Source organism: uncultured Luteimonas sp., assembly GCF_947492465.1.
In the GTDB taxonomy this organism is placed as follows: domain Bacteria; phylum Pseudomonadota; class Gammaproteobacteria; order Xanthomonadales; family Xanthomonadaceae; genus Luteimonas.
Window position 1 is genome coordinate 653,833 of the sequence record NZ_CANLNF010000002.1, and the last position, 25,838, is coordinate 679,670.

The 25,838-nt window shown below is 68.4% G+C and carries 26 protein-coding genes; 8 read left to right on the forward strand and 18 right to left on the reverse strand.

Going from position 1 to position 25,838, the window contains the following annotated elements; genetic code table 11:
- Positions 1-34 precede the first annotated feature (34 nt).
- Positions 35-883: a hypothetical protein gene (locus Q0863_RS07965; RefSeq protein WP_298577017.1), complete on the reverse strand. Its 849-nt coding sequence runs from the start codon at positions 881-883 to the stop codon at positions 35-37.
- Between the two features lie 6 nt (positions 884-889).
- Here Q0863_RS07965 and Q0863_RS07970 point away from each other — a divergent pair, with 6 nt between their 5' ends.
- The 4 genes from Q0863_RS07970 to Q0863_RS07985 all read left to right on the forward strand — a co-directional run bounded on the left by Q0863_RS07970 (position 890) and on the right by Q0863_RS07985 (position 2,715).
- Positions 890-1,048, forward strand: a complete 159-nt coding sequence (locus Q0863_RS07970) for a hypothetical protein (protein WP_298577018.1) — start codon at positions 890-892, stop codon at positions 1,046-1,048.
- A gap of 148 nt (positions 1,049-1,196) precedes the next feature.
- Positions 1,197-1,499: a hypothetical protein gene (locus tag Q0863_RS07975; RefSeq protein WP_099476169.1), complete on the forward strand. Its 303-nt coding sequence runs from the start codon at positions 1,197-1,199 to the stop codon at positions 1,497-1,499.
- Positions 1,500-1,576: 77 nt separating this feature from the next.
- On the forward strand, positions 1,577-2,065 hold the full coding sequence (locus Q0863_RS07980; protein ID WP_099476168.1) for a hypothetical protein: 489 nt from the start codon (positions 1,577-1,579) through the stop codon (positions 2,063-2,065).
- Positions 2,066-2,229: 164 nt separating this feature from the next.
- A complete protein-coding gene (locus Q0863_RS07985; protein WP_298577094.1) occupies positions 2,230-2,715 on the forward strand; it encodes an HD domain-containing protein in 486 nt (161 codons plus the stop codon).
- Here Q0863_RS07985 and Q0863_RS07990 read toward each other — a convergent pair.
- Positions 2,712-2,939 (reverse strand): helix-turn-helix transcriptional regulator, encoded by a 228-nt coding sequence (locus Q0863_RS07990; RefSeq protein ID WP_099476166.1) that lies wholly within the window; start codon positions 2,937-2,939, stop codon positions 2,712-2,714. The genes Q0863_RS07985 and Q0863_RS07990 overlap by 4 nt on opposite strands.
- A gap of 276 nt (positions 2,940-3,215) precedes the next feature.
- On the opposite strand from Q0863_RS07990, the gene Q0863_RS07995 reads away from it, so the two are divergent.
- Positions 3,216-3,641: an organic hydroperoxide resistance protein gene (locus tag Q0863_RS07995; protein WP_099476165.1), complete on the forward strand. Its 426-nt coding sequence runs from the start codon at positions 3,216-3,218 to the stop codon at positions 3,639-3,641.
- A 23-nt stretch (positions 3,642-3,664) separates the two neighbouring features.
- On the forward strand, positions 3,665-4,147 hold the full coding sequence (locus Q0863_RS08000) for a MarR family transcriptional regulator (protein WP_099476164.1): 483 nt from the start codon (positions 3,665-3,667) through the stop codon (positions 4,145-4,147).
- A gap of 194 nt (positions 4,148-4,341) precedes the next feature.
- On the opposite strand, the gene Q0863_RS08005 is transcribed toward Q0863_RS08000, so the two are convergent.
- From Q0863_RS08005 to Q0863_RS08080, 16 genes are all read right to left on the reverse strand, one after another.
- Positions 4,342-5,358, reverse strand: coding sequence for a lipid A deacylase LpxR family protein (locus Q0863_RS08005; RefSeq protein WP_099476190.1), 1,017 nt, complete (start codon positions 5,356-5,358; stop codon positions 4,342-4,344).
- Positions 5,359-5,402: 44 nt separating this feature from the next.
- Positions 5,403-5,555 (reverse strand): hypothetical protein, encoded by a 153-nt coding sequence (locus Q0863_RS08010; protein ID WP_298577021.1) that lies wholly within the window; start codon positions 5,553-5,555, stop codon positions 5,403-5,405.
- 77 nt (positions 5,556-5,632) lie between these two features.
- Entirely contained in the window at positions 5,633-6,853 is a 1,221-nt protein-coding gene (locus Q0863_RS08015; protein WP_298577022.1) for an acetate/propionate family kinase, read from the reverse strand.
- 76 nt (positions 6,854-6,929) lie between these two features.
- Positions 6,930-7,682, reverse strand: coding sequence for an SDR family NAD(P)-dependent oxidoreductase (locus Q0863_RS08020; protein ID WP_298577024.1), 753 nt, complete (start codon positions 7,680-7,682; stop codon positions 6,930-6,932).
- 52 nt (positions 7,683-7,734) lie between these two features.
- Complete coding sequence (locus Q0863_RS08025; protein WP_298577025.1) at positions 7,735-9,153, reverse strand: bifunctional enoyl-CoA hydratase/phosphate acetyltransferase; 1,419 nt, start codon at positions 9,151-9,153, stop codon at positions 7,735-7,737.
- Between the two features lie 37 nt (positions 9,154-9,190).
- The gene (locus tag Q0863_RS08030) at positions 9,191-11,584 is read right to left on the reverse strand and encodes a DUF3141 domain-containing protein (protein WP_298577026.1); all 2,394 of its coding nucleotides are present in this window, start codon (positions 11,582-11,584) and stop codon (positions 9,191-9,193) included.
- Between the two features lie 11 nt (positions 11,585-11,595).
- Positions 11,596-12,774, reverse strand: coding sequence for an acetyl-CoA C-acetyltransferase (locus Q0863_RS08035; protein ID WP_298577028.1), 1,179 nt, complete (start codon positions 12,772-12,774; stop codon positions 11,596-11,598).
- Positions 12,775-12,832: 58 nt separating this feature from the next.
- A complete protein-coding gene (gene phbB / locus Q0863_RS08040) occupies positions 12,833-13,582 on the reverse strand; it encodes an acetoacetyl-CoA reductase (RefSeq protein ID WP_298577030.1) in 750 nt (249 codons plus the stop codon).
- Complete coding sequence (locus Q0863_RS08045; RefSeq protein ID WP_298577032.1) at positions 13,582-14,067, reverse strand: phasin family protein; 486 nt, start codon at positions 14,065-14,067, stop codon at positions 13,582-13,584. Before Q0863_RS08045 ends, phbB begins: the two co-directional genes overlap by 1 nt.
- Before the next feature lie 44 nt (positions 14,068-14,111).
- Positions 14,112-15,257: an ABC transporter permease gene (locus tag Q0863_RS08050; protein ID WP_298577034.1), complete on the reverse strand. Its 1,146-nt coding sequence runs from the start codon at positions 15,255-15,257 to the stop codon at positions 14,112-14,114.
- Positions 15,258-15,261: 4 nt separating this feature from the next.
- On the reverse strand, positions 15,262-18,111 hold the full coding sequence (gene rbbA / locus Q0863_RS08055) for a ribosome-associated ATPase/putative transporter RbbA (protein ID WP_099476155.1): 2,850 nt from the start codon (positions 18,109-18,111) through the stop codon (positions 15,262-15,264).
- A gap of 4 nt (positions 18,112-18,115) precedes the next feature.
- Positions 18,116-19,216 carry an efflux RND transporter periplasmic adaptor subunit gene (locus Q0863_RS08060; protein ID WP_298577036.1) on the reverse strand — a complete coding sequence of 367 codons (1,101 nt, stop codon included), beginning with the start codon at positions 19,214-19,216 and terminating at the stop codon, positions 18,116-18,118.
- A 5-nt stretch (positions 19,217-19,221) separates the two neighbouring features.
- Positions 19,222-20,712: an efflux transporter outer membrane subunit gene (locus tag Q0863_RS08065; RefSeq protein ID WP_298577037.1), complete on the reverse strand. Its 1,491-nt coding sequence runs from the start codon at positions 20,710-20,712 to the stop codon at positions 19,222-19,224.
- Positions 20,713-20,735: 23 nt separating this feature from the next.
- Positions 20,736-21,500, reverse strand: coding sequence for an enoyl-ACP reductase FabI (fabI, locus tag Q0863_RS08070; protein WP_298577039.1), 765 nt, complete (start codon positions 21,498-21,500; stop codon positions 20,736-20,738).
- Between the two features lies 1 nt (position 21,501).
- Entirely contained in the window at positions 21,502-23,253 is a 1,752-nt protein-coding gene (locus Q0863_RS08075) for an alpha/beta fold hydrolase (protein WP_298577041.1), read from the reverse strand.
- A 141-nt stretch (positions 23,254-23,394) separates the two neighbouring features.
- Positions 23,395-23,544, reverse strand: coding sequence for a hypothetical protein (locus Q0863_RS08080; RefSeq protein WP_197592985.1), 150 nt, complete (start codon positions 23,542-23,544; stop codon positions 23,395-23,397).
- On the opposite strand from Q0863_RS08080, the gene Q0863_RS08085 reads away from it, so the two are divergent.
- Together Q0863_RS08085 and Q0863_RS08090 are read left to right on the forward strand one after the other, a co-directional pair.
- Positions 23,531-24,577: an HlyD family secretion protein gene (locus tag Q0863_RS08085; RefSeq protein ID WP_197592984.1), complete on the forward strand. Its 1,047-nt coding sequence runs from the start codon at positions 23,531-23,533 to the stop codon at positions 24,575-24,577. The two genes, Q0863_RS08080 and Q0863_RS08085, sit on opposite strands and share 14 nt — an antisense overlap.
- A gap of 12 nt (positions 24,578-24,589) precedes the next feature.
- Positions 24,590-25,642, forward strand: a complete 1,053-nt coding sequence (locus Q0863_RS08090) for an FUSC family protein (RefSeq protein ID WP_099476151.1) — start codon at positions 24,590-24,592, stop codon at positions 25,640-25,642.
- Positions 25,643-25,838: the final 196 nt, after the last annotated feature.

The window sequence follows — 25,838 nt, forward strand, 5'->3', positions numbered from 1 at the left end:
GCGGTTGATCCTTGCGCGCTTTGCGCAGACACACCTACGGGTCAGCGGCCTGCGGTGGCAGCGGCTGCGCTACATAGACGGCCGACGAGGACCACCAGGCCCGTACGATGTCGCCGCTGTCGGGATGACGAAACCACGCCTGTCCGACGCGTCGACTCATGTCGTGTCCGCCACGCAGCGGTAATTGGTCGCCGACGCGATACTCGATGCCAGCGCAGGCGGGCGTCACGCGCCCCGGTTCGGCGGGATAGCCACCATGGCCAAAATCCATTCGAATGCCCTGAATTCCGCCGATCGGCACCCGGCATTGTTCGTCCGAGAACAAGGCAATGCCGGCTTGCCCCACTACGACAAACCGATCCAGAATTGCCGTATGGGTCAGCTGCACGAGCTGCTTGGCGTCGTCGAGCAAGGCCCGGCAGGACGCCTCGACCAGCGTTGCGAACTCCACGCAAAGGCCTTCCAGTGTCTGCAGGTCTTCGTGTTTGACCTGGGGCCGGGGAAAACTTCCGGGACGTTTGGGATCGGGATCCAAGATGACTTCAGCCATCGGTGCGAAATCGAATCGCCGGGGATGGTCATCGGATAAACCGAGCCGTGCATAGAAGCCGGGAGGAGGATCCATGCGCGATTGTCCGCCGCGGTAGATGGACGAGCGATGCTTGGAGACATCGTGCTGGCGCTGGACTTCCTCGATCACGTCGCGATGTTGGTGCCACACCGAACTCACGCGCGAAAAGTACAACGAAAACGCCGGGTGCGCCGATCGGTTGGAACTACCAAGCACCAACCATGGTGCGATCGATCGAAGGCCCTTTTCCGTGGTGATGTCCTGGAAGTCGTTCGGGCGGGCCCCGAATCCCAAGGCGTTCATCGCATACAAGAAGCATTGGATCTCGAGTACGACCAGACCGCAGCCAACCTCCAGATCGCCGGCCTCGAGATTCCGGTGCGGGGCATGGCGACCGACGCGGTTGAGGTCGGCCAGATCCCCCTGAATGACCGGATCGCCTGGGGCAGCTACTGGACTCGATGGTTCCCGGATTGACCCGAGGAAGGCTCTCGATGTCGCGTTGCGACAAGGGAGCCATCAACGTTACGGATTGAGTTCCGTTGCAGGGGGCAAAGTCCGGCCGTCGCAGCCTGCGAGAAAACGGCAGGCCATACTCGAACCTCCAGCCTCAGGAGCCAACTCCATGAAGTATGGATTGATTTCCCTTCTCCCCCTCCAGCTGGCACGACTGTTCCGGCTCGTGCACAGCGTCGAGCCAGTCCTGCTGGACGAGTCCCCGCGAAAGTCCTGGGTCCTGCTGGTCCGCGGCCGGGGGTTCACCCGGATCCTGCGCGACGAGCCGCTGGTGTCCCCCAGCCTGCTCCGCACCGCCGATCCGCACCTGCCCCGTCCCATGTGTTTTCCATCAAGCCGTGGCGCGGTGGGGTATGCGCAAAGCGTGGGGCTGATACCGCACCAAGCCTCCTGGCGGGTGCGCGAGTCCTGAGCGGGTGCGGGTGATGTGTCAGGGAACCCTGCCGAAATTGTCGTCCGTTGCCCCTATCGCTTGAAGGGATTGGTCGCATGCACACCTTTTCGACCTTGGTGCTTTACGAACGCCATGGGCGGGCAGCCATCGGCTACCGTGCCGAGATGATCGACCAGATCGCCCGCGGCGACATCGCCGAAGGAAGCCGCGGTGCCTGGGAGTTGCGTTGCTGGACACCGGCCAATGAATCACCTCGCCATGGTGTGACTGCGGACGAACTCACCGCCCTCGTAAACGCCGTTTTCCGGACGACCAGCTACTGCGTTGGAAATAGCCGTCCATCGAATGTTGTCCAGCGATTCCATTGCGGCCATAGCGGGTTCGTCGTCGATCTTCCTGACAGCCTCCCCCTTGCCGAGCATTTGGCGCTTTGGAGCAATGAGGCAAAGTTGAATGATGCGTTCCTGCAGGCTCGCCACCTCGACACTGACCAGCTTTTTGCTGTCCGGCACGAGCTACAGCAAGAGATCGAGGCGATGGTGAGCGTCAAAGACGAGTTGTGCGGGCAATTCCCAACCCGCTAGTCCTTTGGGCGAGAGGCAGATTCCAGCCCGGAAAGAGTATTCCGTGTCTACAGAAGGCTGGGCGGTCCATCCTGGAGCTGATCGAAACCATCGACACACCTCCGCTGCACCGGATGCTGTGGCGGATCTTCCGTGAGCGAGAGGTCGTTGCCCGTTTCTGGACGATGCCGGCGTCCGCGCGCCACCACCACGCGCTTCCGGGAGGTCTCGCCGTCCACAGCCTCGAGGTTGCACGCGACCTTGCAGGGCAAGCAGCCGTAGGTGGCCACGAACGCGACCTCTGCATTGCAGCCGGCTTGCTGCACGACATCGGCAAGGTGTGGTCCTACACGCCGGACATGTTCCTCAACACCGCGGCACGCGCGATGGGACATGAACTTGTCGGCCTGTCGCGGCTCGAGCGGGAACTGAAGATTCTCGAAGGCGAGTGGCCGGACGGTGCCTATGCCATGCGCGTCCTGCTCAGCGGCTGCGGTCGCATGCGGCAGGACGGCTCGATGCCCTCGGCACTCGTCGCGAGGCTGAAGGCGGCTGACCAGCGCAGCTGCGAGCTGGAACGCAACGGCAGGGATCCCAAGCAGGCGTGGAAACCAAACCAGTGGCTGCCGCCTCCGCCGCCAGACATCGATCCGGCAATTCGGACTGACTAACGTCCTGTTTCCGCGTCCCTGAAGACCTCCCAGATCGACGTCTGCAGTCCCTCACAGACCTTCTGCAGGGTGTCCAGCTGCAGGTTCTTCTCCCCACGCTCGATCGCGCTGTAGTACGTGCGGTGCATGCCGATCTCGTCGGCATAGCTTTCCTGGCTGAAGCCCAGCGCCTCCCGGCGCTTGCGGAAGGCCTTGCCCAGGCGATGGGGGAGGGTCTCGGTCATGGCCGACACCCTAGAAACCCGCCACCTAAAGCTCTACAGTCTTATATGTAGGCTACTTATAGATTTCATGACAAGGACTGCTCATGCCATACGAATCCAAGCAAATCCTCTCCGTCGCCTGCGGCATTCTTCTGGCGCTTCCGTTGGCCGCACAGGACAACACCGGCACGGACGTCGGCCTCGGCCCGTGAGGATCATTAAAATTGTTGAAAATTAAATTGTGAGCAATATAATTGCTTCGCCCAATATGGCTTGGGTCAAATATGAGGAGCCCCCATGAGTGCGCTGTATACCGCCAAGGCCACCGCGATCGGTGGACGCAATGGAACCGTGCGTAGCGACGACGGCCTGATCGACCTGCAGCTCGCCCTGCCCGCCGGCCTCGGCGGCAAGGGCGATGCGACCAATCCCGAGCAACTGTTCGCCGCCGGCTACGCGGCCTGCTTCGGCAATGCCGTCATCCATGCGACCCGCAACAAGGAAACGAAGATCAGCGACAATGACGTGGAAGTGACCGCTACCGTCGGCATCGGGCCGGGGGCTACCGGCGGCTTCGGGCTGACGGTCACCCTGGACGTGACCCTGGCCGGCGTCGACCAGGCCAAGGCCGAGGAAATCGTTGCCGAGGCGCACAAGGTGTGCCCGTACTCCAACGCGACGCGCGGCAACGTCGACGTAACGCTGTCGACTCACACGCGCTGACAGTACTGCATGGCCCGTTGGCGATGAAGGCATCGACACACTCAAGGAAGTCCGCGATACGCGGCGCGGGAAACGATCCGCTGCTGCTGGATCGGCAGGTCTGCTTCCCGCTCTATGCCGCATCCAACCTGTTGACGCGGCTCTATCGCCCGGTGCTGGAGCCGCTCGGCCTCACCTACCCGCAGTACCTGGTCATGCTGGTGCTGTGGGAACGATCGCCGGCCAGTGTCGGCGATCTCGGTGAACGCCTGCACCTGGATTCGGGCACGCTGACGCCCTTGCTCAAGCGCATGGAACAGGCCGGGTTCATCAGCCGACGACGGGATCCCGAGGACGAGCGGCGGGTGCTCGTCACCCTGACGGCGCATGGATGCAACCTGCGCACGGCTGCCCTGGCCGTTCCAGAAATGCTTTCCCTTCGACTGGGCCTCGAACCGACTGCCGTCGATGAACTGCGCGATTCGGTGAAAGCGTTGGTGCAGATCCTGGGCAGCGACGCAAAGTGACCACACGTGTCCGGTTCGTCGGCCGATCGGGCGCGGTCCGGTGATAGGCGAGTGGCTGATCGCGTTCCCGGCCTCATTCCGCAAGGGGTTCGTCGAATATCTGGTTGGTTAGAGGCGCATGACGGCTGCACGAGTCCGGACGCGCTTCACCCAGCCTCCGGAACGAACTGCGCAGTCAGCCTGCCGTGCCTGGCTCAGAAGTGCCTGCCGATGGTGAACGTACCGTAGACCGGGATGTCCTCCTGGCCGTCGAATTCCCGCGTCCGGTGGTAGCGCGCCAGCGCGAACCGCCAGTGCCCCCGGTGCAGCGCGACACCGTAACCGATGTCGGCCACCATGGGCCGCTTGTCGACGCTGTGGCTGGACTTGAAGGTGTTGCCGTCCAGAGTGATGTCGTGCAGCACCCAGCGTGCGTCGACGGCGACGAAGACGTGGCCGTGCCAGCGTCTATCGGCGACCTCCTTCACCGGCGACGTGTTCTCGCCGGCCGGGCGCAGCGGCGCCGTGCCGAAATCGTCAGGCAGGCGCGCGCCGAAGCGCCATTCGCCGCCGACATTGGCATAGGTGGCGAAGTTGCCCAGGCTCCCGCCCCAGTGTCGGGTAAGATCCCAGCCCCAGCCGCCGGGGGTCTCGCGCCGGCCGAGCCGCTTGCGGCGTTCGTGGATCAGCTGCAGCACCGGCTCGTCGCGCAGTTGATGATCCCATCCATCGAATCGGTCGGAGCCGATCACGTCGTGCCACCGGTTCTGGACCTGTTCACCGAACGCCGAAGGCCCGACCATCCCCAGCCGCAGTTGGGTGGTGCGCAGCCGGTCGCCCTTGCGCGCGTTGTAGCCGAAGCTCAGCAGCAGCGCGGCGGCGTAGGGGCGGTCGTCGGCGATCAGGTCCGTGCGGTTCCTGTCGGTCGGGGTGTACAGGAGCTGGCCGACGCCGAAGATCATGTTCTGCTCGTCGAAGCCGTCGGGCTGCAGCCACGCCAGGTGGCGGTTCAGGCGACGTGCCGGGCGCGGCAGGCAGGGGTCGTCGGTGTAGTCGGCCAGGTTGGGCGAAACCGCGCTGACCAGGAAGCCGTTGGAGTAGCCCTGGTCCTGGCCCATGCCGCCGAACATGTCGTTGTCGATGCGAACATTGACGGTCGCCCGGGTGGAGAGCCGGGTCGTATCCGAACGACAGCCGTCCTCCGCGGACACGGGTCCGGCCAACAGGCACATCGACAGCCAGCAGGCGGCGCCGGCCGCCACGGGGCGTGACCGGTTCAGAGGCGGACCTTGTCGAAGATCACCAGCACCGCCATCACTCCGGCCAATGCCACCACCAGCGCGCCGCCCCAGCCGGCGCCGATGCCGCCGCGCTTGCGAAGAACCACGTTGAGCAGCGCCACCGTGATCACCGGAAACAGCAGCACCACCAGCAGCAGTTTCCAGATCTATGCATCGAGTCCCAGCAACATCGTCGTCTCCTCTCGTCTCGTTCGTGTGAATCCGGTCAGGCTGCGGTACACGTGGCAAGCAGCGCGCACGTGTCGCGCGCGGCCACCCATTCCTCGTTGGTCGGTTCGACGCCCACCAGCACCCGGCTGTCGGCAACCGACACGATTGGCGCATCGCCGGCGTTGGCGGCGGCATCCAGGCGCACGCCGAGGAACGCCAGCCCGGCGCAGACCCGCTCCCGGATGAAGTCGTTGTGCTCGCCGACGCCGGCGGTGAACACCAGCATGTCGAGGCCGCCGAGCACCGCCACGAGCGCGCCGATTTCGCGCACGATGCGGCGCACGTACAGTTCCAGCGCGAGGCGCGCGCGTTCGCCGGCTTCGCCTTCGTCGGCTTCGTGCTCGACGATCCGTCGCGGCTCCGGCGAGATCCCGGACACGCCCAGCAGGCCGGAACGGTGGTAGAGGAGCTGCCCGACCTCGTCCAGCGACAGCTTCTCGATCTCCATCAGGTACAGCACCGCACCGGGGTCGAGCGCGCCGGTGCGGGTGCCCATCATCAAGCCATCCAGCGCCGAGAAGCCCATCGTGGTGGCAACGCTCTCCAGATCCCGCATCGCGCACAGGCTGGCGCCGCTGCCCAGGTGGGCGACGATGGTGCGCCCGCGCGCGGCATCGCCGTGGCGCTCGGGCAAGGCGGTGGCTATGTAGTCGTAGGACAGGCCGTGAAAGCCATAGCGGCGCAGGCCGCGCTGGCGCCATTCGGTGGGCAACGGCAGGACCTGCTCGACCTCGGGCAAGGTGTGGTGGAAGCCGGTGTCGAAGCAGGCCACCTGCACCATGTGCGGGTATTGCTCCAGCAGCAACGACATGGCCTTGAGCGGGAACGGCTGGTGCAAGGGCGCGAGCGGGATCAGTTCGCGCAACTCGGCAATCAGTGCGGCATCGACCCGGGTCGGCGCGAAGTACTTGCTGCCGCCGTGCACGACCCGGTGCGCGACCGCCGCGAGTTCGCGACCGTCCAGCCGCGCCCGCACGCGCCCGAGGATCAGCGCCAGCGCATCGGTATGCGGATGCTCGGGATCGAGTTGCACCGCGAACGGCCGCACGCCGGTTTCTCCGAGATCCGGCATCGGCCCACCGATGCCCTGCACCTTGCCGTTCCACAGCGGCGTGCGCGGCAACGGGGCGGCATCCGCGTCGAACAGCGCGAACTTGATGCTGGACGAACCGCAGTTGAGGACGAGGATCAAGCGGTTCGGGGACGGCGTGGACATCTGGGGGACTCCGGCGGCGACAGGTTCAAGTGGGCGTCCGCAACGAAACTTTCGTTCGTCATCGCCGCGCGGGCTCCTAGCGCGCGGTGTAGCCGCCATCGACCGTCAGCGCGGTGCCGGTGACGAAGCTGGCGGCGTCGGACAGCAGGAAGGCGATGGCGTGGGCGATTTCCTCCGGGCGCCCGAGCCGGCCGATCGGGTGCAGGCCGACCGATGCCGCGCGCGCTTCGGCGTCGAGGTTGTCGAGGATCGGCGTTTCCACGTAGCCGGGATGGATCGAGTTGATGCGGATGCCCCGGGCCGAGTAGGCCAGCGCCGCGGAACGGCTCAGTCCGGTGACCCCGTGCTTGGAGGCGACGTAGGCCGGGCTGCCGGCGTCGCCGACCAGGCCGAGGATGGAGGACATGTTGACGATGGCGCCGCCGCCGGCGGCGAGGATGGCCGGGATCTGGTAGCGCAGGCCGTACGCCACGCCGCTGAGGTTGACGTCGATGAGGCGCTGCCAGGCCTCCAGCGACAGTTCGCCGGCGGGACCGGAATCGCCGCCGATGCCGGCATTGTTGACCGCCAGGTGCAGCGCGCCGAAATGGGTGACGGCGCAGGCGACCGCGGCTTCCACCTGGGCGGCGTCGGCGACGTCGCAGACGTTGGCCACCGCCTTGCCGCCGTCGGCGACGATCGCGTCGACGACACGCTGCACGGCATCGGCCTGGAGGTCGGACACCACCACCGATGCGCCGTTGGCGGCCAGCAGGCGGGCGGTGGCTTCGCCGATGCCGGAGGCGGCGCCGGTGACGAGGGCGGACTGGCCGGGGAAGGAGTATTTCATGGGGAGTTTGTCCTTGGACAAGTGGAAGACGTGAAGTGCGCGATGGCCGCGGTCATGGCGGCGCGGCGCGGTAGCGGTGCGCCAGCATCAGCGCGATGGCGCAGGAGGCGATGCGCGATTGGCGGCTGTCGGCGCGGCTGGTCAGTACGATCGGCACCTTCGCCCCGAGCACGATGCCCGCGCTCGCCGCCTCGCCCATGTAAATGAGCTGCTTGGCCAGCATGTTGCCGCTTTCCAGGTCGGGCACGACCAGGACGTCGGCCTGCCCGGCCACGTCGGAGGCGATGCCCTTGGTGCGCGCGGCGGCTATGGACACCGCGTTGTCGAAGGCCAGCGGGCCGTCGAGCACGCCGCCTGCGATCTGGCCGCGATCGGCCATCTTGCACAGTGCAGCGGCGTCGAGCGTGGCCGGCATCGTCGGGCTGACCGTCTCCACCGCGGCGAGGATCGCGACCTTCGGCATCTCCACGCCGATCGCGTGGGCAAGGTCGATGGCATTGCGCACGATGTCGGCCTTCTGTTCCAGGTCCGGGGCGAGGTTGATCGCCGCGTCGGTGACGATGAACGGACGCGGATAGTACGGGGTCTGCAGCACGAAGCAGTGGCTGACGCGACGCTTGGTGCGCAGGCCGGCGTCGCGCGCGACCACCGCGGCCATCAGCTCGTCGGTGTGCAGGCTGCCCTTCATCAGCGCCTCGACCTTGCCGTCGCGGGCGAGCTCGGCCGCACGCGTGGCGGCGGCGTGGCTGTGCGGCACGTCCTCGACGGCGAGCCCGGACAGGTCGAGCCCGGCCTCGGTGGCCGTCGCTTCGAGCTTGTCGCGTGGCGCCACCAATACCGGCTCGATCAGCCCCGCATCGCGTGCGTCCAGCGCCGCCGACAGGCTGGCCTCGTCGCAGGGGTGGACCACCGCCACCCGGATCGCCTGCATCGGCGCGACCCGCGCGAGCAGGCGTTCCAGGCCGTCGTTGCCGGCCACGTCCAGGCGGATTTCCGGCAGGGTGGCGCGGCTGCACTCGATGCGCTCGTCAGGGGCGATCACCTCGGCCTCGCCCTCGATCACCACGTCGCCGTCCTGGTTGGTGCAGGTGCAGGCCAGCGTCACGCCACGGGTCGCCGGGTCCGTGGCGACCACCGTGACCTGGATCGCCAGCCGGTCGCCGATCCGCACCGGCGCCAGGAAGCGCAGGGTCTGGCTGCGGTAGATCGTGCCCGCGCCGGGCAGGCGCGTACCGAGCACGCCCGAGATCAACGCACCGCCCCACATGCCGTGGGCGATCACGCCCTCGAACCGGCTCGACGCGGCAAATTCCGGGTCAACGTGGGCGGGGTCGATGTCGCCCGACAGCAGGGCGAACAACTGGATGTCCTGTATCCCCAGCACGCGTTCGATGCTGGCACTGTCGCCGGGCGCGAGCTCGTCGAAGGTGCGGTTGCGCAGGATGTGCAGGTCGGGTTCGGGTGCGGTCATGGCGAGGCTCCGGTCGCTGCGGTCGGGTGCGCCGGCATCACGATTCCGGGCGGCGCGGCCTGGCCGCGCCCGTCGTGCTGCGACGGCCGGCCGCGGCCTTCTTCGTCGCGGCTTTTTTCGCGACGTTCCCGGCGGTCTTTTTCACGGCTTTGCTGGCGGCCTTCCTGGCGGCGGCCCTGTTCGGCGCAGACGGCGCCTTCACCGGGGTGGTCCCGGACTTCGCATCGTTGTCCGCATCCGCCGCTTCCCGGCACGCGGCCGCGAACACGCCAAGCATCCGGTCCAGGCGCTTGCGTTCGTCGGCCGACAGCGCGCCTGCGCTCCCGGCAATCTCGCGCAGGCTGGTGGCGACGGCGCGGATCTGCGTCGCCGCCACGCCATCAAGCAACCGTGGCAGGGCAGCGATGGCCGCTTCGGTATCCAGGCGCATCAGCAATGCCTGGGTGCGTACCAGCGCGCGCGCCTGTCCGCGATGGATACCGCTGCCGCCACGGCTGCGGACCAGATTGCGGGCATACAGGAACAGGCGCTCGTCAGCCTCGCCACGCGCCGCCAGCACGAACAGCAGCGCGCGCAGGCCGGCCTCGACCAGCCCACCCTGCGCGATCGCCGCACGCTGCTGCGCGAGACTGTGCTCGACGAAGGCGCGGTGCTCGGGCGAATCGCCCGGGTGCGGGCGCGGCGGCGCGTCGTCGTCCATGCCCTGCCCGGCCAGCGCCTGCATCCACGGCGAGCCGTAGATCGTCTCGAAGGCGATCCGGTAGATCTCGTCGCGGTGGTCGCGGTAGCGATCCAGGGCGTCCGTGATCGCATCCGACAGTGCGCCCTGGGCCTGCAGGAAGGGGTTGTCCGCAACGACCGGGTCGCGGTGCCCGCGCACCTGCTGCGCCAGCGTGGCCACCGTCTCCGCCAGCGGATGCCCGTCCGACCAGTATTCGTAGCCGGTGCGCATCGGGTGCAGTGTTTGCAGCCAGTGCGCCGACCACGGCGTGGAGACCGCACGCACCCACGGTTGCATGAGGTTGCGATACAGCGCGAGGTTGATCTCCGAGGCCCGTGCAGCCGCGGCGAAACGGCGTTCCGAGGCCTGGTCCGGCTTCACGATGGCGCGCACGTCGTCGATGCCGCGCGGGCGGATCGACAGCAGGAAGGGATCTTCGCCCAGTTCGCCTCCGGTGCCCGACGGGGTCTCGCCGACCACGGCCTGGAACACGCCCGCCGGCAGCATGTCGATGATGTCGATGTTGCTGGCGAACTTGCGGTGTTCCTTGCGGCCCACGCTGCCGGATACGAAGATGCCCAGGTGGCCGATGTTGTCGTGGGTGGCGTAGACGATGGTCTGGTCGTGCGAGAGCAGGTCGTTGTCGTCGCGGTAGAGGTCGGTGATCCAGCCCAGGGCCTGCCCGGGCGGGGTGATGTTGTCGCCGTAGGAACAGAACACCACGATCGGCGAACGGATGTTGCGCAGGTCGATGCGCACGCCGTCGGAGGTGACCAGCTCGGCGGTGGCCAGCTTGTTGCCGATGAACAGGTTGTCGACGATGTACTGCATCTCCACGTCGTTGAGGAAGACGTAGCCGCCCCAGTACTTCTCGAAGCCCAGGTAGCGGTCGGCCTCGGTGTCGATGTTGGCGTACAGGTGGTACTGCTTCTTCCACAGGGTGTTGGCCGGGTCCAGGTGCTCGAAGTTCTGCACCAGCCAGGCGCCGTCGAAGCGCCCGGCGCCGATGTCGCTGGTCAGTGCGGTCAACCAGCTGCCGCCGGTCAGGCCGCCGCCGTAGCGCATCGGGTTGTCGCCGGCCCAGTACGAGACCGGCGCGCCGGCCAGGATGATCGGCCCGAACAGCTCCGGCCAGACCGCGGCCGCCATCAGGATCTGCCAGCCGGCCTGGCAGTTGCCGATCACGACCGGCTTGCCGGCGCCGTCCGGGTGCAACTGCCCGACCTTGCGCACGAACTCGGCCTCGGCGCGCATCACGTCCTCGACCGTCTGCCCGGGCACCGGGTCGGGCAGGAAGCCGACGAAGTAGCAGGGATGGCCGGCGGCCAGCGCCGAGCCGATCTCGCTGTCGGGCTTGAAGCCGCCGATGCCGGGGCCGTGGCCGGCGCGCGGATCGACCACGATGAAGGGGCGCCTGGCCGGATCGGTCGGTGTATCGGCCGGCGGCAGGATGCGCACCAGGCCGTAGTTCACCGGGCGCGGCAGGTCCAGGCCGGACAGGACCGGCTCGGCCGGGAAGTCCAGCACGTTGGGCACCTGTTCCCGCAGATGCGCGCGGTACTGGTTGCCGCGTTCGCGGCGCACGTCGGCGTACAGCAGTGTGCGCTGCCAGGCGTCGACGCCGTAGTCGACGGCTGCGGCGCCCAGCGCGGCCGGGTCGGACAGCCAGCGGCTCCAGTCCTGGCCGGGTGTTCCAGAGTGCTTGGCCATCACGGTCTCCTTCAGCGTTCGATGGCGATGCCCACGCCCTGGCCGCCGCCGATGCACAGCGTGGCCAGGCCCTTGTGCGCGTCGCGCCGGATCAACTCATGGATCAGCGTCACCAGCACGCGCGCGCCGGACGCGCCGATCGGGTGCCCCAGCGCGATCGCGCCGCCGTTGACGTTGACCTTGTCCATGTCCCACTGCAGGTCTTTCGCCACTGCCAGCGACTGCGCGGCGAAGGCCTCGTTGGCCTCGATCAGGTCGAGGTCGGCCAGGGTCCAGCCGGCCTTCTCCAGGGTCTTGCGGGTGGCCGGCACCGGGCCGATGCCCATGATCGCCGGATCGACGCCGGCACTGGCCCAGGATTTCACCCAGGCCAGCACCGGCAGGCCGAGCGCCTTGGCCTTGTCGGCGCTGGCCAGCAGCAGCACGGCGGCGCCGTCGTTGATGGTCGAGGCATTGCCGGCGGTGACGGTGCCGTCCTTCCTGAACGCGGGTTTGAGCTTGGCCAGCGCATCGGCGGTGGTGCCGGCGCGCGGCTGCTCGTCGGTATCGACCACCACCGGGTCGCCCTTGCGCTGCGGGATCTCGATGGGGGTGATCTCGTCGCGGAAGCGGCCGGTGGCCACCGCGTCGATCGCCTTCTCCTGCGAGGCGGCGGCGAAGGCGTCCTGTTGCTCGCGGGTGATGGCGTACTTCTCCGCCAGGTTTTCGGCGGTGATGCCCATGTGGTAGTCGTGGAAGGCGTCGGTCAGGCCGTCGCGGATCAGGCTGTCCTCCAGTTGCGCATGGCCCAGGCGCAGGCCGGTGCGCGCCTTCGGCAGCACGTAGGGGGCCAGGCTCATGCTTTCCTGGCCGCCGGCCAGGACCAGGTCGGCATCGCCCAGTGCGATCGCCTGTGCAGCCAGGTGCACGGCCTTGAGGCCGGAGCCGCACAGCTTGTTGATGGCCATCGACGGCACGTCGTAGGGCAGGCCTGCCTGCACCGCCGCCTGCCGGGCCGGGTTCTGGCCGCTGCCGGCGGTGAGGATCTGGCCCAGGATCACCTCGTCGATCTGCTCCGGCGCCACGCCGGTGTCGCGCAGGATCGCGCCGATCAGGTGGGCGCCCAGGGCTTGGGCGGGCAGGCTGGACAGGCCGCCCTGGAACGCACCGATGGCGGTGCGGGTGGCGGCGAGGATGGCGATGTCGCGCATGATGCAACCTCGGATGTGGTGGGGGGAGAAGCCGCGGCCACAGTGGCGCGGCGCGCGGTCAACGCATGTGCTGGCCGCCGTTCATCGAGATGTTGCTGCCGGTCAGGAAGCCGGCCGCATCGCTGGCGACGAAGCCGACCAGCGCGGCGATTTCCTCCGGGCGGCCGAGCCGGCCGACCGGAATCCCGGCGATGATCTGGTTGCGCACCTCCTCGGGCACGGCCATCACCATCTGCGTGGCCAGGTAGCCCGGCGACACGGTGTTCACCGTCACCCCCTTGCGCGCGACCTCCTGGGCCAGCGCCTTGGTGAAGCCGTGGATGCCGGCCTTGGCGGCCGAGTAGTTGGTTTGCCCGAACTGTCCCTTGTCCCCGTTGATCGACGAGATGTTGACGACCCGTCCCCAGCCGCGTTCGAGCATGCCGTCGATGAACGGCTTGGTGACGTTGAACATCGAGTCCAGGTTGACCCGCAGCACCGCGTCCCAGTTGTCCTTGGTCAGCTTGCGGAAGCTGGCGTCGCGGGTGATGCCGGCGTTGTTGACCAGGATGTCCACGGCATGGCCGTCGGCGGCGATGCGTTCGGCCATGCGCTGGCAGGAGGCGTAGTCGCCCACGTCCACGTCGTAGGAGGCGAACGTGTAGCCGGCGTCGGCCTGCTGCTTCAGCCAGGTGGAGGCGGCCTCGTCGCTGCGCGAGTGGGTGACCAGGACGGTGTGGCCTGCGTCATGCAGGACCCGGGCGATCGCCTCGCCCAGCCCCCCCATGCCGCCCGTGACCAGGGCGGTGCGTTTCGGGTTCGCAGCCATTACTTGCGCCCTTTCGCGGCCGGCCCGACGGCTGCCGGCGTGTCCGTGGCGGCGGCCTGCAGCAGCTGCTGCCATGGCTTGAACAGGTTGGCCCACGGCGAATCGCCGCCGGACAGTGCGGCCGGGGCCACCTCGCCCAGGACCCCGGCAGTCTGCTGCTGCCATGCCTGGACGGCTTCCTGCAGGCCGTGGGCAAACCCGGTCTGCGCGGTGATGGCGATCTGCGCGGCCGCCTGGCTGTCGCCGAAGCGCTGTTGCAGCTGTCGCCAGAACGCTTCGGCCGGCAGCGTCGCCAGCTTCTGCCAGTCCTCGGACTGCAGCAGTTGCGCGATCTCGGCATCGGACTCGGCGATGCCGTCGCTGGCCAGGCGGTAGCCGTAGTCCAGCCATTGCTTGCCGCCTTCCTGGAACAGCTTGCCGATCCTGACCTGCAATTCCAGGTTGGCCTTGTACAGGTCCAGCGGGAGGGTGTTTGCGTTGCTCATGTCGGTTACCTCGGGGTTGGGGGGGCATCCGTGCAGGGGGACCATCAGGCCATCTGGCTGATGGTCTTGCGGAAGCGGGCCAGCGACAGCGCGAACAGCACGCCGCCGATCACCGCCAGCCACAGGAACGGTTTCCACACCACCTCGATGCCGGCGCCGCGATACAGGATCGCCTGGCCGATCTCGACGAAGTGGGTGGTGGGCGCGGCGAGCATGATGTTCTGCACCAGCGCGGGCATGCTCTCGCGCGGGGTCATGCCGCCGGACAGCATCATCAGCGGCATGATGGTCAGCATCATCAACATGCCGAACTGCGGCATGTTGCGCGCCACGGTGGCCATGAAGATACCCATCGAGGTGGTGGCGAACAGGCACAGCGCGGCACCGGCGAAGAACAGCGGCAGCGAGCCCTCGATCGGCACGCCGATCAGGCCGCGCACCACCAGGTTCACCGACAGCGCCGAGGCCAGCAGCACCACCAGCCCCATCGACCAGACCTTGGACAGCATGATCTCGGCCGGGGTGACCGGCATCACCAGCAGGTGTTCGATGGTGCCGTGCTCGCGCTCGCGGATCAGCGCCGCGCCGGTGAGGATGATCGAGAGCATGGTGACGTTGTTGATGATCCGCATCACCCCGCCGAACCAGCTCTTTTCCAGCGCCGGGTTGAAGCGCGCGCGCAGCGCCAGGTCCACCGGCAATGCGCTGCCACCACGCTGGCGCTGGACGAATTCGTTGACCTCGCCGATGACGATCTGCTGCACCGCGCCGCTGCCGGAAAAGGCCTGGCTCATGCGGGTGGCATCGACGTTGAGCTGCAGGTCCGGCGCGCGCCCGGCCAGCACGTCGCGCTGGAAGCCCTGCGGGATGTACAGCGCGAAGGTGAAACGGCCATCGTCCATGCCTTCGTCCATCTCCGACATCGAGATCATCTGCGGCATGATGAACTGCGGCGGATAGAAGGCCGAGACGATGCGCTGCGACAACGGTGAGTCGTCCTCGTCGACGATCGCGATCGGCGCCTTGTGCAGGGTCTCGGGCATCGCCGTGGCGGCGGTGTACACCGCTGCCGTGAACACGTAGACGATCAGCAATATCATCATCGGGTCGCGCCACAGGCTCCACAGCTCCTTGACACCCAGCCGGTAGATGTTGGCGAGATGACGGGCTCTTGTGCGCTGCTTGTTCACGGGCTCACTTCTCCTGCTTCTTCAGCAGCGCGATGGCGACGCCCAGGATCACCGGCACCGACAGCAGCATCGGCCAGAACGCGGCGGTGACGTCGCCGAAGCCCAGCGCCTTGCTGAACACGCCACGGCTGATGGTGACGAAGTGGGTGGCCGGGTAGATCTGGCCGATCAGCTTGCCACTGCCTTCCAGCGAGGACACCGGATCGATCAGGCCGGAGAACTGGGTGGCCGGGACGACGGTACCGATCATCGCGATGAACATCGCCGCGATCTGGCTGCGGGTCACGGTCGAGGCCAGCAGACCCATGCCGGTGGAGGCGAAGCTGAATACCAGCGCGGCCAGCGCCAGGGTCAGGAAGCTGCCGGTCACCGACACGCCGAACACGGTCACCGCCAGCAGGCTCATCAGCCCGAAGTTGACCATCGCCAGGCCCACGTAAGGCAGCTGCTTGCCGAGCAGGAACTCGCTGCGGGTGACCGGGGTGACGTAGAAGTTGTTGATCGAGCCGGTTTCCTTTTCGCGTACCACCGCCAGCGCGGTCAGCATCGCCGGCAGCATCAGCAGCAGGATCGGGATCACCGCCGGCACCATCGCCGGCAGGCTCTTCACGTCCGGGTTGTAGCGGAACCGGGTCTGTACGCTGGCGCTGGCAGGCATGGCGATGCCGCGCTCGGCCAGCTGCTGCACCAGCCAGGTCTGGTGCATGCCCTGCACGTAACCGTTGACGGTTTCGGCGCGCGTCGGCATCGCGCCATCGACCCAGGCACCGATCTGCACGTTGCGCCCGGCCAGCACGTCACGCATGAAGCCGTGCGGGATCTCGATCGCCAGCGACAATTCGCCGCTGCGCATGCGGGTATCGAGCTGGTCGTAATCGCTGATCGCCGGGCGCTCGACGAAGTAGCGCGACCCCGACAGCTGCAATGCATAGTCGCGACTGAGCGTGGACTGGTCGCGGTCGAGCACCGCGAAGCGCAGGTCCTCGACGTCCATGGTGATGCCGAAGCCCATCACGAACATCAGCAGGATCGATCCACCCAGTGCCAGCGCGGCGCGGATCGGATCGCGTTGCAGCTCCAGCGCCTCGCGCCACAGGTAGGCGACCATGCGCTGCGGGCTGAAGCCCTTCAGCCGATTCCACTTCTGTTTTTGCTCGTCATGACCGGACGTGCGTCCGTTGGAAGCCCTGCGAAGGCGGGAATCCAGTGTCTTTCGTTCCGATGACGCAGAAGCAACGGCAACGGCACTGGATTCCCGCCTTCGCGGGAATGACGGAGACGTGTCGGTGGGCGTTGTCGTGGTGGTTTCGCCCGACGCCTCGATCAGATAGCCGATGAAGGCATCTTCCAGATCCTTTGCCCCGCGCTTTTCCACCAGCTTCGCGGGCGCGTCGCTGTCGAGCACCTTGCCGGCGTGCATCATCGACATGCGGTCGCAGCGCCCGGCCTCGTTCATGAAATGGGTGGAGATGAAGATCGTCACCTTGTCGCGGCGCGACAGTTCCACCAGCAGCCGCCAGAAGGCGTCGCGCGCCACCGGATCCACGCCCGAGGTCGGCTCGTCGAGGATCAGCAGCTCCGGTTCGTGCACCATCGCCACCGCCAGCGACAGGCGCTGGCGCATGCCCAGCGGCAGGCTCTCGGGCAGGCTGTCCAGCACCTCGCGCAGTCCGAAGCGTTCGACCATCCCGTCCACCCGTCCCGGGATCCCGTCTTCCGGTACGTTGAACAGCTGCGCGTGCAGGATCAGGTTCTGACTGACGGTCAACTCGCCGTACAGCGAGAACGCCTGCGACATGTAGCCCACGCGCCTGCGCGTGTCGATGTCCTTGGGATCCACTTCATGCCCGAACAGCCAGGCCTGGCCCTCGCTGGCCTCCAGCAGGCCGGTCAGCATCTTCATCGTGGTCGACTTGCCGCAGCCGTTGGAGCCGAGGAAGCCGAAGATCTCGCCGCGGCGGATGCGGAAGCTGACGCTGTCCACGGCGACGAAATCGCCGAAGCGCATGGTCAGGTCTTTCGCCTCGATGGCGATGTCGTCCTGATCCGCTTCCAGCGGCGGGATCACCACCTCGGCATGATCGCGGGTCTTTTCCTCGGGCAGCAGGCCGACGAAGGCCGCCTCCAGCGAATCGGCGCCGGTGCGTTCGAGCAGTTCGGCGGGCGTCCCGGTGGCCAGCACCCGGCCCTCGTCCATCGCCACCAGCCAGTCGAAGCCCTGGGCCTCGTCCATGTAGGCGGTGGCGACGATCACGCTCATGCCCGGGCGGTCGGCGCGGATGTCGTCGATCAGCTCCCAGAACTGCGCACGCGCCAGCGGATCGACGCCGGTGGTCGGCTCGTCGAGGATCAGCAGGTCGGGGTCGTGGATCAGCGCGCAGCACAGGCCCAGCTTCTGCTTCATGCCGCCCGAAAGCTTGCCGGCAGGGCGCGACAGGAACGGATGCAGGCCGGTGGCAGTGGTCAGCTCGTCGATGCGGCGGCGGCGCTCGTCCGGGCCGTGGCCGAACAGGCGGGCGAAGAACTGCAGGTTCTCCTCCACGCTCAGGGTCGGATACAGGTTCTTGCCCAGCCCCTGCGGCATGTAGGCGATGCGCGGACAGACCCGGTTGCGGTGCCTGCGCTCGCGCATGTCGCCGCCAAGCACCTCGACCGTGCCTTCCTGGATCACCCGCGCGCCGGCTACCAGCGACAGCAGGCTGGACTTGCCGACGCCGTCGGGACCGATCATGCCGATCATGCGACCTGCGGGAATGTCCAGGTCGATGCCGGCCAGCGCCTCGACCTTCTTGTAGTGCAGGCGCACGCCCGACAGGCGCACCACCGACGGCAGGGCATTGGAATCCGGCGACATCGGATCAGTCCGTCGTGCGGGCCATCAGCGCAGGGTCGACCGCCAGCGACGCCGGCCATTCGGCCTGCGGATCGACCTTCAGCCAGGCCACGCCGGGCACCCCGGTCTTGACCTGGTCCAGGTACTGGCGCAGCAGCTCCGGCGCGATCTGCGCACGCACCCGGAACATCAGCTTCTGGCGCTCGCTCTCGGTCTCCACCGTCTTCGGCGTGAACTGCGCCTGGCTGGCGACGAACGACACCGAGGCCGGGATCACCGCGCCCTGCGCGGCATCCAGCACGATCCGCACCTCGCTGCCGAGGGCAACGCGGCCGGCCACGGTCTCGGGCACGAAGAAGGTCATGTAGACGTCGGACAGATCCAGCAGGTTGAGCACCCGGCCGCCGCCGCCCAGCACTTCGCCCGGTTGCGCCACGCGCACCTGCACGCGGCCGTCGCGCGGGGCCTTGAGCACGCTGTCGGCGATGTCGGCCTCGATCCGCGCGACCGTGGCGGCGGCGGCATCCACGCTGGAGCGGGCGCCGACCACCTGCGCCTGCGCCGCCGCGACCGCGGCCTCGGCGGCGGCCACCTGGGCACGGGTCGCGGCCAGCGCCGCTTCGGCGCCGCGGACGCGGGCGCGATCGTCGTCCAGTTCCTGGACCGAGGCGGCGCCTTCGGCGGCGAGGGTCTCGGAACGGGCGAAGCGGCGCCTGGCCGCGTCCAGTTCGGTCTCGCGCTGGGCGACCTGGGCCCTGGCGGCGGCGACATCGCTCTGGCGCAGGACCACCTGGGCTTCGGCAGCGGTGGCGCCGTGTTCGGCCTGCTGGCGTCCGGCCTCGGCCTCGGCGCGCTGGGCATCGAGGGTATCGAGCTGCATCCGCGCCAGCGGCTGGCCGGCGGTCACGAAGTCGCCTTCGCGCACGAGGATGTCCTCGATGCGGCCCGGCAGCTTGGTGGCCACGTCGATCTCGGTGGCCTCGATGCGGCCGTTGCCACTGACGAAACCTTCGCCCGGCCCGCTGTCGAGCAGACTGTTCCAGGCCCACCAGGCCAGCAGTGCCACGACGACGACGACGGCCGCCGCGACCAGGGGCTTCTTCTTGAGGGTTGCGAGCATGTCCATGTGGCCTACCTGGCGCTGTTGGAATCGGAGGGGGAATCGGTGGCGGCCGGCACGCGGCCGGCGCTGCCGCCACCGAGCGCCGCGTACAGCGCGACCTGGCTGGACAGCAGGGCGCGCCGCGCCTGCACCAGTTGCTGCTCGGCGGCCAGCAAATCGCGCTGGGCGTCGAGCACTTCGAGGTAGGCGGCCGAGCCGTGGTCGTAGCGCAGCTGCGCCAGCCGCGCGCGCTCTGCCGCCGCGTCCAGCGCCACCCGCTGCACGTCGCGCTGCTCGCCCAGCCAGCGGCGCGCCGCCAACGCGTCGGCGACCTCGCGGAAGGCGGTCTGGATGCTCTTTTCGTACTCGGCCACCGCGATGTCCTCGCGCACCTCGCTCAGCGCCAGGTTGGCGCGGCGGCGGCCGCCGTCGAAGATCGGCAGCGACAGCACTGGAGCGAAGGTCCAGGCGCGGCTGCCGGAGTCGAACAGGCCGTCGAGTTCGGCGCTGGCGCTGCCCCAGCCGCCGGTCAGCGCGATGCGCGGGAAGAAGGCCGCGCGCGCCGCGCCGATGTTGGCGTTGGCGGCACGCAGCCGGTGCTCTGCGGCGATGATGTCCGGACGCGCGATCAGCAGGTCGGACGGCAGGGCCGGCGACAGTTCGGACAGCACCAGGGCCTCGTCGAACGGGGCCGCCTCGGGCAGCGGGCCGGGATGGGCACCGACCAGTTGCCCCAGCGCATGCGCTTGCTGGGCGCGCGCCAGCTCCAACTGCGCCAGCAGCGCCTGGGCCTGGGTCAGCAGGGTCTGAACCTGGGTCAGTTCCAGCTTCGAGGCCGCGCCAACCTCGAAGCGGCGGCTGAAGATGCGGAACGATTCGGCGCGCGTGTCCACTGTGCGCCGGGCCAGCGCGACCCGCTCGTCCAGTTCGCGCAGGCCCAGGTAGCCGTCGGCGACCTGGGCCACCAGCGCCAGTTCGACCGCGTGGCGCCCGGCCTCGCTGGCCAGCCACTGTTCCAGCGCGGACGTCTTGAGGTGATGCACCCTGCCCCACAGGTCCAGTTCCCAACTGCTCAGGCCGACCTCGGCGCGGTACTCGCCGCCGACCACGGAAACGCCGCTGGCGTTGAGGCCGCCGGGCACCCGTGCCCGCGCCCCCTGGGCGTTGACGCCCAGCGCAGGGAACTGCTCGGAGCGCTGGATCCGGAACGCCGCGCGCGCTTCCTCGGCGCGCAGCGCGGCGATGCGCAGGTCGCGGTTGTTGTCCAGCGTGATCCGGATCAGTCGCTGCAGCAGCGGATCGCGGAAATAGGCCTCCCAGCCGACGACGGCCGCGGGGGTTGCGGCCGCATCCGCTTCGGCCAGGCCGATCCAGTCGGCGGGAATCGGCGGGGCGACCTCGGCCGGGCGCGGCGCCAGCGTGCCGCAGCCGGCCAGGGCCGCCGTCAGCAGGCCGGCGGCGACACCATGGCGAAGTCTCGTCCGGGACGCGTTGGGGATGGCAGTTGCATGCTCGGCCACGTGCGGGATGTCCTTGGGCGCAATCAATTGAGGATGTGGTAGCCGCCGTCCACGTACAGCGTGGAACCGGTCATGGCGCGGGCACCGTCGCTGGCCAGGAAGGCGCACAGCGGACCGACGTCATCGATGCTCAGCGTGCCGCGCATCGGCGCGCGCGCCGCGCTGTCTGCGATCAGTGCGTCGAAATTGCTCAATCCCGATGCAGCGCGGGTCGGGATGGGTCCGGGAGAGACGGCGTTGACACGAATGCCGGCCGGGCCGAGTTCGGCGGCGAGATAGCGCGTGGCCGATTCCAGCGCGGCCTTGACCGGTCCCATGATCCCGTAGTGGGGGACGACTTCGGCACCGCCCAGGTAGCTCATCGTGATCAGGCTGCCGCCATGGGGCATCAGCGGCTCGGCCAGCCGCGCCAGGCGGATGAAGGAATGGCAGGACGCGTCCATGGCCTGGCAGAAGCCTTCGCGCGAGCTGTCGGTGACGCGACCCTGCAGATCCTGCCGGGGGGCGTAGGCGACGGCGTGGAGGATGAAGTCGAGGTATCCCCAGCGTTCGGCGACCGCGTCGAACAGCGCCTGCATCTGGGCGTCTTCGAACACGTCCAGCGGCCGCCGGATGTCCGCGCCCAGCGCGTCGAGCAGCGGCTCGACGTGCGGTCGCGACTTTTCCGTGTGCCAGGTGGCCCCGAGCGTGGCGCCGGCGGCGTCCATGGCCTTGGCGCAGGCCCAGGCGATGCTGCGATTGTTGGCGATGCCGATGATCAGCCCTTTCTTGCCGTCCAGGATGCCCATGTCACCGCTCCAGGACGTATCGGCCCGGCGCATCGTCCAGGGGCTTGCAGCCCTTGCGCGGCGCGCCGATGGAGGGAGGGGCCACCGGCGCTGCGGAGCGTTCGCGCAGCCAAGCCGCCCACGCCGGCCACCACGAGCCTGCCTGCGGCGCGGTGGCTTCGATCCACGGGTCGGGGGGCACGTAGTTGCCGCCAGCCGGCCGCGTGGCGATGCGGAAGCTGCGCCGAGGCCGTCCCGGCTCGCTGACGATGCCGGCGTTGTGGCCGCCGCTGGTCAGCACGAAGGTGATCTCGGCCGGCGACAGGTAGTGCAGCTTGTAGACCGAGCGCCAGGGCGCGACGTGGTCGGTGATCGTGCCGACGCTGAATACCGGCAGGGCGATGTCGCCCAGCGACACCGGCCGCCCGTCCACCGGATAGCGCCCCTCGCTGAGATCGTCGTCGAGGAACAGCCGGCGCAGATACTGCGCGTGCATCTTCGCCGGCATCCGCGTGGCGTCGGCGTTCCAGGCCATCAGGTCGTTCATCGGCCTGCGTTCGCCGAGCAGGTACTCGCTGACCCGGCGCGACCACATCAGGTCATAGGAGCGCAGCATCTGGAAGGCGCCGGCCATCTGTTCGGCCCCCAGATAGCCCTTCACCTGCATCTGCGCTTCCAGCAGGGTGACCTGGCTCTCGTCGACGAACAGGCCCAGCTCGCCCGGCTCGCTGAAGTCGGTCTGCGCGCAGAACAGGGTCATCGAGGCCAGCCGGTCGTCGCCGTCGCGGGCCATCGCCGCCGCGGCCACCGCCAGCAGCGTGCCGCCCAGGCAGTAGCCGGTGGCGTGCACCTTGCGGTTGGGCACGATCGCGTTGACCGCATCGAGCGCGGCGTGGAAGCCCAAATCCAGGTACTCGTCCATGCCGAGGTCGCGATCTTCCGCGCCGGGGTTCTTCCAGGAAAGGCAGAACACCGTGTGGCCTTGATCCACTAGGTACTTCACCAGCGAGTTGGACGGCGACAGGTCGAGGATGTAGTACTTCATGATCCAGGCCGGCACGATCAGGACCGGCTCGGGATGCACCTTCGCCGTGGTCGGCGCGTACTGGATCAGCTCGATCAGGCGGTTGCGCAGCACCACCCTGCCGGGCGTCGCCGCCACGTCGCGGCCGACCACGAAATCCTCCGTGCCCGCCGGCGGCGACCCGGCGAGCGTGCGCTGCAGGTTGTCCGCGAGGATGGCCTGGCCGCGCGCCAGGTTCGCTCCCGACTCCTCGACCGTGCGCTTGAGCGCCACGGGATTGGTCGCCAGCTGGTTGCCCGGGGAGAACAGGTCCAGCCACTGCCGCGCGGCGAAGCCGACGACGTTCTCGTGGTGCCGCTCCACTCCGGGCACGTCGCGGGTGGCCGCTTCCCACCAGCGCTGGTTGAGCAGGAACGCCTGGTGCCACAGGTTGAACGGCCAGCGGCGCCATTCCAGGTCGGAGAAACGGCGATCCTGCGCCGGGGGCTCGATGCAGCCGTGGGCCTTGCCAGGGCCTTCCAGCAGGCATTCGCGCAGATAGCCGGCCAGCGACGCGGCCTGCTCCAGCCCCAGCGTCAGCAGTTCGGATTGCTTGCCCGGCGAAGCGGCCAGGTGCGTGGCCCAGTCCGTCCAGGCGAGCACGGCCGATTGCGGCGACATCGAGGCCGTAAGCCCGGCGAGGGCGGCGCTCGCCTTGACGTCCAGCGGATGGGGGCCGTGCGATGGGGGGGGGCATGTCCGTCCCGGCATGAGAATGGATGCTGTAGTGCAGCATGACGGTCCTGGCTGGGCCGCGCATTGATCTGGATCAATTGGCGACCGTTATTCGTTAAATCATGTCATGATGTCGCACAACAATCAACCGCGTGCTGGAACCACCACTCCTGCCCGTCAGCCGTTCTGCTTCCCGAGGACCCCAGGGATGAGCCCGATCCCCCCGCCTTCGACTTCTTCATCCGAACCCCCTTCGCCCGACAGCACGACGTCCTCCGCCACGGACGCCGGTCCCCAGCGGAATCCGGCCAGGATGGTCGCGTTCATCGTGGCCATCCTGGTGGTCGTGCTGATGACCTGGTACGTGCTGACCGACCGCCACGCTCCCTATACCTCGCGCGGCACGGTCTCGACCTGGGTGACCCTGATCGGTCCACGCGTGGGCGGCCAGGTCGGCGAGGTGTTCGTCCACGACAATCAGCAAGTGCGCCAGGGCACGCCCCTGTTCGCGCTGGATCCGCGTCCGTTCGAGGTCGCGGTACAGCAAGCCGAGGCGACGCTGGCGCAGGCGACCCAGGGCATCGACGCATCTTCGGCGGCGCTGGCGGCCTCGCAGGCGGACGTCGCCCAGGCCCGGGTCAATCTCGCCAACACCCGCCTCGCCACCGCCCGCACGCTGGAACTGGAGCAGCACCAGCTGGTGTCGCGCGCCGACGGCGACAATGCGCGCGCCTCCGTGAAAACGGCCGAAGCGCAGCTGCGGGCGGCGCTGGCCGGGCTGCGCAGCGCCGAGCTGCAGCTGGGCGCGGGAGGCGCGGACAACCCGCAGATCCGCCAGGCGCAGGCGCAGCTCGAGCAGGCGCAGCTCAACCTGCTGTACGCCACCGTCGAGGCGCCGCGCGACGGGCTTGTCACCAACCTGCAGCTCGCCGTGGGGCAGTACGCGAGCGCGGGCGCCCAGGTGCTGACCTTCGTGGACAGCGACGGCGCGTGGGTCGTGGCCGACATGCGCGAGAACCAGCTGGGCAACATCAGGCCCGGCGACCGGGCCGGGATCCTGTTCGATGCGGTTCCAGGCACCATCTTCGAAGGCCGGGTGCACAGCATCGCCGGGGCGATCGATCCTGGCCGCACGTTTTCCGGCGGGCTGCTGCAGAACGCGCCGGAGACGCGCTGGTTCGAGCCGGCGCGGCGGATTCCGGTACGCATCGAGCTTGCGCCGGACCAGGCGTGGCCCGAACAGGTGCGCTCTGGCGCAAAGGTCAGCGTGGTCGTCTACACCGGTGGGCACGGCGGCCCGGTGGGCTGGATCGCGGCATTGCTGCATCGCATCCAGGCCATCTCCTCCTACCTCTATTGACTTCCCGCCGGCATGTACGTCGCCCCCCGCCCCCTGCTTGCCGACGATCCGCTGTTCGCGATCCGGCTGGCTTTTGCCGCCGCACTGGGTTTCGTGCTGGCACCGCTGCTGCAGTCCTCGATCCCGGCGCTGATGGCGGCGCTGCCGGTCGGGCTGATGGCAGGCAACCGCAAGGCCTTCGATCCCAGGAAGGTGTTCGGCGCGCCGATCGCGTTTCTGGTGATGGTGTGGTTGATGTCGTCGCTGGTGTCGTTGACCCGGCCGATGCCGATGGTGCTGATCGTGCTGATGGGCGTGCTGCTGTTCCTCGGCTTCCTGGTGATCCAGCGCACCGGCAATCCTCTGGGGATGCTGATCGTCATCGTCACCGTGCTGATGTCGGTGATGGGCATGAGCTCAATCGCCGCGATGGAGATGCTGCGCGACGCCATGTCCGAGGCCTGCATCGCCTCGCTGTTCATCATTCCGGCGATGTATCTGCTGTTCCCGGTGCGCACGCGGGAAAAGGCGGTGGAGCACTATGTCCCGGCACCAGGACATCACGTCAAGGCGGCGGCGATCCGTGCCGGCGTGCAACTGCTGCTGTGTTTCTGGCTGTACGCCTTCATCGAACCGGGCAATATCATCCTCGCCGTCGTGGCCACCTTCGTCCTGGTCTTTCCTTCGCAGCAGCGCTCCCTGGAAGAGGCCAGGCAGCGCATGGTGGCCACGCTGCTGGGCGCGGCGATGGCGTTGCTCCTGCTGTTCTGCTTCACCATCGTCGGGCACCTGTCGGTGATGGTGCTGCTGCTGTTCCTGGCCGGGCTGTACTTCGGCACACGGATGATGACCGGGCGCGAGCCGCCAATGGTGTACCAGTTCGGCTTCTCGGCCATGCTGGCGCTGGTGGGCGGTTCGCTGACCTCCAGCGAGCCCGGCTACGCGGTGCTGACCCGGGTCGTGCTGACCCTGGCCGGGGCGATGGCAGCGGTGCTGCTGACCGCGCTGCTCGAAGCGCTGTTCGTGCCGGAGGTGGCGCGCAGGACGTCGCATGGGCAGACGGGCCAGACGCTTGGTCAGCCGTAGCGCCGGTCCACGATGCGCGAGTCCGTACAATGCGGCGGCGCCCGGCGGTGGATTCCTGTCCGCATGTCCTTCGCCTGCGGCCGCGTAGCGGCCCCCCCCCCCCCCCCCCCCCCCCCCCCCCCCCCCCCCCCCCCCCCCCCCCCCCCCCCCCCCCCCCGCCCCCCCCCCCCCCCCCCCCCCCCGCCGCCCCCCCCCC